The organism is Microcystis sp. 49638_E5, from assembly GCF_021300285.1.
In the GTDB taxonomy this organism is placed as follows: Bacteria; Cyanobacteriota; Cyanobacteriia; order Cyanobacteriales; family Microcystaceae; genus Microcystis; species Microcystis aeruginosa_C.
Map to the genome: position 1 here is coordinate 1 of NZ_JAJTDH010000107.1, position 9,714 is coordinate 9,714.

Sequence of the window (9,714 nt, forward strand, 5' to 3'; positions counted from 1 at the left end):
GTGGGGTGTGGGGTGTGGGGTGTGGGGTGTGGGGAGCGGGGTGTGGGGTGTGGGGATAATAAATAAAAATAATCTCCTGACTCCTGACTCCTGACTTCTAACCCAATTTTGGACAAAGATAAGTAAAAATTATTTATTGACCGTAAAAACTTGAGAATATTTAAATTAACATTCCGCAATATTTATAAATCCTTAAGAATTAATTGAGAAAGATTATTATTTAACAACGATGTTGTGATGGTTACAGCGATTTGATAAAATTTCACAGTGGGCTGTTCTGTGCTTTTTTGGGCAGCAATGGTTAAAACCCTCGCCACACCTAGAAGGTGATCCTAATTAAAACGGGTAAATCAGTCAATTTCACCCACAACGATGATCTTTTTTTTATGTAGTTTTGTTGCAAAAAAAAAGTTTTTTTGACAAAAAGCACAAAGTATGATATGCAGCCAAGGTGTTTCTGGTTGGGAGTAATTATTGTAGAGGGGGGAGATGGGAGAATAAATAAAAGCAATCTCCTGACGACCGACGACCGACTACTGATAACTGACTCCTGATAACTGATAACTGATGAAAAGATTAGCTTGGTTCGATCGCTTAGTGTTAGCGACTATTTTGGCCTTAATTGCCGCGATATCGTCGATTTTGATACAAGGAAATCAAGTTCCTACCCGAGGGGAGAATTTTAGCTGGCAAGGGCGAAAAATCGGCGTTAGGGACAATTATTTTACTTTAAGTTTTAATCGACCGATTGACCGTTCCGACATAGAAACCGGCCTGGTGATCGCTCCTCCCTTGCCGGGTAAAATTAGCTGGTCTGGCGATCGCTTGACCTATACCTTGACGGAATTGCCCATCTACGGCAAGAAATATCAAGTAAAGTTACCTATTGCCCAAGGTGAGGACTTTATCGGCGAATTTTACAGCCACGATCGAGCTTTTGCCTATATTGGAGTCAACCAAGAGGAAAGAGGCCGTTTAATCGTCTGTAATATCATTCAGGGGGCAAATAACGTCACAGAACTGAAAAAAACCATCCTTACCCCTGCGGATCTGGTGGTCACGGATTTTCAAATGTATCCGAGGGGGGAGAGAATTTTATTTTCGGCCTTCGATCGCTCTGACTTAGGACGGGATACCCCGAAACAGCAACTTTATACAATTACCACGGGTTTAAATCATGACGAACATGGTCAAAATTTGCCCAGTGGTCGTATAGAAAGGTTTTTAGATGCGAAAACCTATCAAAATCTTCGCTTTAATCTCTCAGATAACGGCAAAACCCTAATCGTGCAGAGAATTAATCATGGGAATCCGGGGGATGCCAGTTTATGGGTAATCAGGGATGATGGACAATCGCGACCGTTAGGAATACAAGCGGATAATTTTTTACTATCTCCCGACGGTAAAAAAGCGGTTGTCAGTCAAACGGGAGGGGTAGCGGTGATTCCTTTGGATGTCCAAGCGGGAAAACCGCAATTTTTGCCCACCTACGAGAAAATACTCGCTTTTTCCCGGGATGGTCGCCAAAAACTGATGGTAAAATCGGAACCGGATAATCAGCGATCGCTATTTTTGCTCAACGATCAGGGAGAGTCAAGACTACTATTAAGAACAGCTAATCCGATTATTAGCTGTGAATTTGAACCGCGACAGGAAAAAACCCTTTACTGTCTGAAAAGCGATCTGGTTATGGGCAGCGATGGCAAGGTGAAAGAAGAACCATTTTTAGCGATTATTGAGCTAGAAACGGGTAAAATGATCCCCCTGCTGGCTTTACCTAATTATCGTGACGTGCAGATGAGTATGTCTCCCGATGGCGTGGCCTTATTATTTGATCAGTTAGTAACCATACCCTTTGGAGTCGGAAATGATCTAGTCACTGGGGAGGGATCGAGCATTGCCGATGGTCGTCTCTGGTTATTACCACTCCCGGATCAATTCAGTCCCAATAGCACCCCGAAAATTTTACCTCAAGAACTCAACGCCGGTTTTAAACCCCGTTGGCTGCCCTAATACGGCAGAATTAAGGAGTTAGGAGTCAGGAGACAGGAGAGAAATCGTTACCTAATCAGGTGACTCGGAGAATACTGACTCCCGAAAACGAAAACCTCATACCTCACCATTAAGATAAGTGCTATATGCTACTTCAGCGATTTGCTTTTTTATTGCGTCCTAGTGGCGATATCGAGATCGAGCGGGGGATTCGGACTTTATTGGCGCTCGCGGTACCGATTATTATCGGTGATATTTTAGATCAGTCAGAATTGGGGTTAATGGTCGGTTTAGCGGCTCAAACCTTGATTTTAGCCGATGTGGGGGGACTTTACTGCCTGAGAGCGAAAACCCTAGTCGCTACGACTATCGGGATGGCTCTAGCTTTGATTATCGGCACATTAGCCAGTACTTGGCTAGGATTGACCGTGGTGATAGTTTTTTGCGGGTTGTTTCTAGCGGGTTATTTGACAGTTTACGGGGAAAATGGGGCGTTAGCTGGGGTAGTAATTAGTTTATTGCTGCTTTTTGCTGTTTCTTTGCCATCGGGGGATATTATCGTCGCTTTACAACGGGCCGGAATTGCTGTGTTGGGAGGGGGATGGACAATTTTTTTGGCCCTGTTTATCTGGCCTTTTCGCCCTAATCAGCCTTTACGTCAGGTAACGGCGGAAAATTTTCATGGTATCGCCACCTATCTCCGCTCTTTGCCCTTACACTCTCGTTCTAATGCTGATGAGGAGCCATATTTTGATAAAATCCGGCAACTGTTGCTCCGTTCTAGGAAAACTGTCACCTTGACGCGTCGGGGACGTTGGGGAAAGAGTGAGCTGCGGGAATTGTTAATTGTCTTGATCGAAGATAGCGATCGCATTAATACCAGCTTAATCGCGCTGCGAGAATTGCTTCATCTTCATCCCTTGCCACAACTGACCACGGTGGGTATTTTATTAGAAGATATTCTCGTGCAAGTGGCGGAAATTAGCGAAGATATTGCCTGGTTAATTTTGGGTAGAAATAAACAACCGGATTGTGAGCGCTTGCAGCTATTACTCAAGGCGATCGAGCAACAAAAAAACCTGCAAGCTAAAGTTTTAGAAAATGCCCAAGATGATTATAGCAGTTATGTGGCAATTTCGCAATTAAATAATCGTTTAAAAAAATTATCTAAACAGCTAAAAATAGCCAGTGAAACAGCGCAACATTTGCGGCAAAGCGAGGAATTTTCAGATAAAAAAAATCCCTGGCAGCGGAACTTTGAAGGGATAGAAAAAGAGTACGGTCAAGAAAAAGCTTGGTGGGAACCATTAAAATCTAATTTTAATCTAGAATCGCCCCTATTTCGTCATGGTTTACGCTTGGGTTTGGGAAGTGCGCTAGGAGTTTTGATTTACAATAAGCTAGGAATTACCCATAGTTTTTGGATTGGTTTAACCTTAGTTATTGTGTTAAAACCAGATTTTAGCCTGACTTTTCAACGCTTTTTTAATCGGGTGTTTGGCACGATTTTAGGCTCGTTTTTTGTTTTGGCACTGTTGCCAGTTATAGATAATCCGATCTGGTTAGAAATTATTGGAGTAATTTCTATAGCGATCGCTTTATCTTTGGTGCGATTTCACTATAGTTTGGCCGTATTTTTTATCACAATTTTTGCTTTAATCATCAGTCGTCTGGATGCCAGCAATGACGGCATTAATTTAGAGTATATCAGAATAGTTTATACTTTAATCGGTAGTGCTTTAGCCTTTGTACTTTCCTTCGGTTTTTTAAGGTTTAATGAAGATGAACGTTTTTCCCTCGCTGCCATTAAAGCATTAGAAGCTAATCAAGTATTTTTTCAGTCAGTTATGGCAGTTTATTTAGGAGAATCATCCTATCAAACTGTAATTTTATCTTCCCATCGCAATAAAGCTCGACGAGCAAATACAACTATGCAAACAGCCCTACAAAGATTAATTGACGATCCTAGCACACCCTTTCCACAAATGGAACCGGCAATCACTTTAAGTAATTATATTCCTCGTTTTGGTCGCGGGGTGACAGTTTTATTGACGGAATTGGAACAATATCGCGGTAGTCCTCCCCATCCTAATCTAAGTCTGTTCACGCAAGAAATAACCCAAGCTTTGACGCAATTAACCGAAGCTTTGCAAGCAAATAATCCTCCTCTTCCCTTACCTCCCCTCGAAGATACTTTAGAAAACATCCTCGATCATTTGCAAGAATTGCGAGAGGAAAGGTTAGTAGAAATTGGCCATCAGAAAGAGGGAACTAATCTCCAGAAATATTTAGGGGATTATAATATTGTCACCACGGAACTTGTGGAATTATCCAGTCGTGTTGGGGTAATGAACACAGCAATTGATCGTTTTATTAGAAGTTAAAATTTAGTTATTATAACCAGGGTGTATCTGATTTTTGTAAATCTACTGAGTTGGGTATTTTTAAAGGGAAACTGTCTTCTAAAATTGGTCATTACTTCCGATTTTATCACTCAATCCAAGCCTTTGGGGGGTTCTACCCCCCAAACCCCCCGTTGGGGACGCAAGCGCCGTCCCCAAACCCCTCGCGCATTAGCTTTTCGGTGAGATGCTTACACGCGATTGTTCATATTTTTGTACCAATTTAAGATTCACTGATAATTGCTGGTTGTCGGTATTTCTGCAAAGGTGAGATGCAGCCATTTAGCAGTCAGGAGGAAAATCGATTAACTTCGATAATTTCCGTATATTCAAAATTATTAGGACTGCGTTTCACCAGAGAATAATTAACACCATGAAGATTAATTAAATCCTCTTGACAATCTGCTTTCGGAGAATTATAAACTAACACATATTCTCTACCAATATAGGGAGAAATCTCGGTTTCTACTTCTCCTCTCCATTGAGTTTTTGTCACTAAAACAATTAACTGATTGGCTAATTGAGGAATAGCGATCGCAACTTGCCGACGATAGATATGATCAAGACTACCAAAAGGGGAATCCATCACCAGAGGAAAAGTGCTGCTATCAATTCCCATCAAAGTATTTTTCTGACTCCATTCTCGCACTCGATCGATAATTCCCCCGATAAAAGATAAACTAAGAATCTGATTTTCTCCAGTAGAAGCTGCCACGGGAATAGCGAATCCTGTCGTATTTTCTAATAATCTTACCTCGTAATCGGGACTAATACGGGGAATATAGGGAGTAAAAGAAATTGAGCTAAAGATTTCCTGTACCCGTTTTTCTAAGGACAAACGAAACTGATTTTCTAATCTCTGTCTTACCTCACTAATGCGATTAATTGCCTCTTGAGTCGCTAAAATACGTCGTTGTCCTAAATTATATTTTTCCTCTTTTTGTTGCTGTTTCTGTACCTGTTTTTGCAGGGATTCTAACTCTTTTTCATAGATATCTAGTTGATTTTTATTGCTGCCCTGTTCCAAGCGTAAATCTTTTAGGGAATCCTCGATCGCATCTAAGCGAGATTGCAGATTTTTAATATCTTCATCGGGATAATGGCGAAATTTATCCCGCACTTCATCTAATTCTGATTCTACCAAAGATAATTCTAAGCGCCACTGGTGAATATTAGCTTGATAATTATCCACTTCTTGCCAAAAATCTAAGACCCGTTTATCCATTTCTTTGACTGTGGAAGATAAGCGAATGGCCGCTTCTTCCACATCGGCCATTCCTGCTTTGTTCATCCAGTCTTGTACCTCTAAATAAGCTTGGCTATTTTCCTGTAATTCCTGGCCACAAATACATTTTTTCCGCTCTAATAATTGTTGGACAAATTGCTGTTTAATACCACTGGGTAATTCCCCTTGTTGTCGTAGGCGATCGATTAATTGCTGAAAATTTTGATTAATTCCTTTTAAAAAGACTTGATAAGCTTGCTGGGAAATTAATTTCTTTAACTTATCCTTAGTTCTGACTAAATCTTGCCGCAGATTTCTTTCCTGTTGTTCTAATTTTTCTTTTAACTGTTTTAATTCCTCGGCACCACTTAACTCTAATAAGCGATTAGTCACGGCTTTTTTTAATTCTTCCTGCTGGGATAACTGGTTAATAATATCCTGCTGACGCTGTTTTAATTTCTCGAAATCCTGCTCAATTTTACTTTCCTGTTTCAATAACTTTTTTAAATCCGATTCACCTAAATCTTTAAGATCATCTTGTAAAGATTTTTTGGCTTTTTTTAAATGCTCGATCGCTCTGTCTAATACTTTAACTCCCAATAATTCTTTTGTATCCTCGGCGATTTTACCTTGGCTACTACTGCGGAATTGATGATCGATATATTCTCCATCAAAAAAGAAATAACGGTGTAAACTTTCGGGTAAAATTTGATTAATAATATCCTCTGGTGGTTGATTGGGTGTGTACCAATTGCCATCATCACCAGCGTAGAGCATATACAAACTATTTGAACCGTATTTAATTTTACTATTTACATCTTGGTAGGCGAAAAATTTTCGTTTTACCTGATAGCGTTTATTTTCATGTTCAAAGTTTACTTCTGCCGAACATTCTATGGAAGTTCCCGTGGTTACTTCGGTAATTGACCGTTTATTAACTAATAACTCTGGTTCGGCAAAAGCTGCTGTAAATTTTTCATACAGTACCCAAGTACAAGCATTTAAAATTGTTGTTTTTCCCGCCCCATTATTGCCATAAATTACTGTTGTATTGCGAGAACTTGCTGCTAAATGTATCTCAGGAGTCTTACCATAAAATTGTCGAAAATTACATAACTTTATTGATAGTAGTTTCATAGTTAGAGTGAGGGGATGATGGGGAAGTGGGAATTATGAATTATAAATTATGAAGTGGGGAGAAGGGAGAGGGGAGAATAAATAAAACCAATCTCCTAACTACTGACTCCTAACTCCTGTCTCCTGACTCCTGACTCCTGATAGCTAAAAGCTAATTATTGGATTACTTCTTTAATAATTGTTAAAACATCATCATTGATATTGCGAGGATTGCGCTGGTATAACTTATCTCTTTCCAATTTTAAAACTCGATCGATGATTTTTCGCACATCTTCGGGAGCGTTTAAAATCGGTTCTTGGATATTTTGGAGATTATTATCAGAATTAGTCATAAGGCAGATTTTTTAATATTTACAGATGCTGCATTGCAAACAAAATCCTTGCCGGGGTACGTTAATCTATTACTAACGCACCCTCAGCCTAGATTGTTTCCCTAGACGAAACTTAAATAGGGTAACTTTTGGGCGGTAGATTGAATCAGATCGAGATTTTGTAAAAGCTGTCCGCAGGTATCCCAACCCCCTTCTATTAACATCTGTCGGGAACCTTCATTCATAGACACGGTAGCGACAAAATCCCCCCATTCCACTGTCATGGTTGTCAAGGAAAGATCGACGGGAATTTCGGGATTAGCTGCAATTAAATCCTGTAAATGGGTGATGGTTTTAGCCTCGGCAGTGACACAGGGAACCCCATTAGCGATACAATTGCCAAAAAATATTTCGGCGAAACTTTCCCCGATAATTGCTTGAATTCCCCAACGTAAAATCGCTTGCGGTGCGTGTTCCCGAGAAGAGCCACAACCAAAATTACCATTGACTACCAGAATTTTTGCTCCTTGGTACTGGGGTAGATCGAAAGGATGACTCCCCTGTAAAGCCGCTCGATCATCAGCGAACACTTGTTCGCCTAAACCTTCAAAGGTGATACAACGCAAAAAACGAGCCGGAATAATGCGATCGGTGTCAATATCGTTGCCTCGCAAGGGTAAAGCTCGTCCGGAGATGGTTTTAACTTGACTCATGATCTTTTTCTAAGTTTTACTAGCAGTGATAAAAAAGGTGGTTGCATCTTGCCATACCCCCTGATCGGTGGCATTTTTCTCGATTTCTCGGCGATAATTGTTCACTAGAGTCGCAATTTCGCCAGCCGATAGGCGGTCAAAAGGGTTATGCTGAGGATAAAAATACTGCCCATACCAGAAGTTTTTGGCGGTTTCTAGGGGCAAATATCGACCTAGTTGTTCGACATTGACCGATATATTGGTAAATCCCGCATTTTCCAGCAATTGATGGCATTTTTCCGGGGTGGCGATGGGAGTATGCAGATTAGGCAACTCAAAACCAGATGTTTCGCGACAAACACCACTGATCAAGGGTAGGAAGTGGGATTCTAAATTATTACAGGAAAAAGCGACCGAACCGCCTTTTTTTAACCATTGATACCATTTTGCCAGCACTTGTGGGATATCGGGGAAAAGTGCAATCGCCAGAGAACAGGTAATCAGATCGAAACTAGACTCGGCAAAGTCAATGGCAGCTATATCGGCGTTAATTAGGTCAATATTCTCGATATTTAATGCTTCTAGCTTTTTTTCGGCTCTGGCAATCATTTCTGGCGTGAAATCAACCCCGATGACACTTTTTACTTTTGGGGCAATTGCTACCGCTATAAATCCCGTTCCCGTTGCCACGTCTAGCACAGATTGGCTTTTTTGTAAATAGAGATAATTTACTAATTTAAGGGCGCGAGCTTGTGTAAAATCGTTATCGTAATCGTGACGAAGGGCATAAAAATCAATTACTTGACGCTGATAATCGTTGCTCATCTTCTCTATTGCCCAATTATCGACAAAGACTGACCCAATTGACTTAAATTAAGAGCATGGCCCCCGGTAACTAGATAAACCGCGTCTGCTATTGTGCCAATTCTACGACAGAGATCGCCTAAACGATCGCGAAACAGACGACCGAGGGGATAAGCGGGAACCACACCCCAACCGGTTTCTTCCGCCACCAGAATAACATCAACCGCCGCATTTTTGAGGGAATACAAGAATCGATCGCTAATTTCTAACCATTCGGCTGCCGACATTTCTAAACAATTGGCTACCCAAGTACCGAGGGAATCGATCAATAAACAGTGAGTAAATGGGCTATTATCAATAGTTTCGCTCAATTGTCGGGGAATTTCTTGGGTTTGCCATTGGGGGGAACGTCGCTGCCGGTGTCTTTCAATGCGATCGCACCATTCTTGATCTTTTTCATCCACCGAGGAGGTGGCGATATAAATAACGGGTTTTTGGCTGATTTTGGCTAAATATTCGGCCCATTCACTTTTCCCAGAACGGGCAGCCCCTGTAACTAGGATAATTTTTTCATGCACGATCGAGATTTTGGCAAATAACTAAAGTATATAGGGTCTGCTGAAAAAGTTTGTTGGTGGGGGCAGGGTGTGGGGTGTGGGGTGTAGGGTTTTACCGATTTTGAGGTAGTCAGTTACCTAATTTTCAGGGAAAAAGTACCTGAATTTTACCCCCGATCCCTCCAATGGTCCCAGAGGAATAGAACCGGGGTTTTCCAACCGATGACGGGTATTCATAGGAACGTATGTAGATTCTTTTTGTTTGAGGAGAGTTTCTTTTTCATCACAGATTACCCGCGCTGTACCGGAGACGACAATCCAGTGTTCACTGCGATGGTAGTGCATTTGGGTACTCATGTGATGGCCGGGTTTAATGACAATGCGATTGATGCGATACCGGGGACCTTCCTCCAATACCGTCACCGTTCCCCAGGGGGGAGTCCGCGTCATTTCTATGTCTTGGGGAGAAGGGGAGGGAGCATTAATTAAGTCATCCATGGCGGTGGTCTCCAAACTTGATTAATATTTTAGTGGACAATCTCTGGTTTGCAGCTATTAGCTAAAGGTGTGTGGGGTGTGGGGTGTGGGGTGTGG

General features: G+C 41.4%; 8 protein-coding genes. 2 read left to right on the top strand and 6 right to left on the bottom strand.

The window, feature by feature from the left end:
• Positions 1 to 567: 567 nt before the first annotated feature.
• Both LW728_RS20300 and LW728_RS20305 read left to right on the top strand, forming a co-directional pair.
• A complete protein-coding gene (locus LW728_RS20300; protein ID WP_287767923.1) occupies positions 568 to 2,013 on the top strand; it encodes an Ig-like domain-containing domain in 1,446 nt (481 codons plus the stop codon).
• A gap of 125 nt (positions 2,014 to 2,138) precedes the next feature.
• Positions 2,139 to 4,376, top strand: coding sequence for an FUSC family protein (locus LW728_RS20305; protein WP_002801630.1), 2,238 nt, complete (start codon positions 2,139 to 2,141; stop codon positions 4,374 to 4,376).
• Between the two features lie 307 nt (positions 4,377 to 4,683).
• Here the strand turns inward: LW728_RS20305 and LW728_RS20310 are convergent, their stop codons facing one another.
• The 6 genes from LW728_RS20310 to LW728_RS20335 all read right to left on the bottom strand — a co-directional run bounded on the left by LW728_RS20310 (position 4,684) and on the right by LW728_RS20335 (position 9,618).
• Positions 4,684 to 6,756 carry an AAA family ATPase gene (locus tag LW728_RS20310; RefSeq protein ID WP_287767926.1) on the bottom strand — a complete coding sequence of 691 codons (2,073 nt, stop codon included), beginning with the start codon at positions 6,754 to 6,756 and terminating at the stop codon, positions 4,684 to 4,686.
• Positions 6,757 to 6,911: 155 nt separating this feature from the next.
• Positions 6,912 to 7,088: a hypothetical protein gene (locus tag LW728_RS20315; protein ID WP_002740601.1), complete on the bottom strand. Its 177-nt coding sequence runs from the start codon at positions 7,086 to 7,088 to the stop codon at positions 6,912 to 6,914.
• A gap of 101 nt (positions 7,089 to 7,189) precedes the next feature.
• Positions 7,190 to 7,780, bottom strand: a complete 591-nt coding sequence (leuD, locus tag LW728_RS20320; RefSeq protein ID WP_002740602.1) for a 3-isopropylmalate dehydratase small subunit — start codon at positions 7,778 to 7,780, stop codon at positions 7,190 to 7,192.
• A 9-nt stretch (positions 7,781 to 7,789) separates the two neighbouring features.
• On the bottom strand, positions 7,790 to 8,584 hold the full coding sequence (locus LW728_RS20325) for a class I SAM-dependent methyltransferase (RefSeq protein WP_287767929.1): 795 nt from the start codon (positions 8,582 to 8,584) through the stop codon (positions 7,790 to 7,792).
• Between the two features lie 5 nt (positions 8,585 to 8,589).
• Positions 8,590 to 9,141, bottom strand: a complete 552-nt coding sequence (gene cobU, locus LW728_RS20330; RefSeq protein ID WP_110543776.1) for a bifunctional adenosylcobinamide kinase/adenosylcobinamide-phosphate guanylyltransferase — start codon at positions 9,139 to 9,141, stop codon at positions 8,590 to 8,592.
• Between the two features lie 117 nt (positions 9,142 to 9,258).
• On the bottom strand, positions 9,259 to 9,618 hold the full coding sequence (locus LW728_RS20335; protein ID WP_287767931.1) for a phosphomannose isomerase type II C-terminal cupin domain: 360 nt from the start codon (positions 9,616 to 9,618) through the stop codon (positions 9,259 to 9,261).
• Positions 9,619 to 9,714: the final 96 nt, after the last annotated feature.

Coding starts and splice junctions, on each gene's coding strand:
- leuD (WP_002740602.1), bottom strand. CDS start 7,780: ATGAGTCAAGTTAAAACCATCTCCGGACGAGCTTTACCCTTGCGAGGC.
- LW728_RS20310 (WP_287767926.1), bottom strand. CDS start 6,756: ATGAAACTACTATCAATAAAGTTATGTAATTTTCGACAATTTTATGGT.
- LW728_RS20300 (WP_287767923.1), top strand. CDS start 568: ATGAAAAGATTAGCTTGGTTCGATCGCTTAGTGTTAGCGACTATTTTG.
- LW728_RS20315 (WP_002740601.1), bottom strand. CDS start 7,088: ATGACTAATTCTGATAATAATCTCCAAAATATCCAAGAACCGATTTTA.
- LW728_RS20305 (WP_002801630.1), top strand. CDS start 2,139: ATGCTACTTCAGCGATTTGCTTTTTTATTGCGTCCTAGTGGCGATATC.
- LW728_RS20325 (WP_287767929.1), bottom strand. CDS start 8,584: ATGAGCAACGATTATCAGCGTCAAGTAATTGATTTTTATGCCCTTCGT.
- LW728_RS20335 (WP_287767931.1), bottom strand. CDS start 9,618: ATGGATGACTTAATTAATGCTCCCTCCCCTTCTCCCCAAGACATAGAA.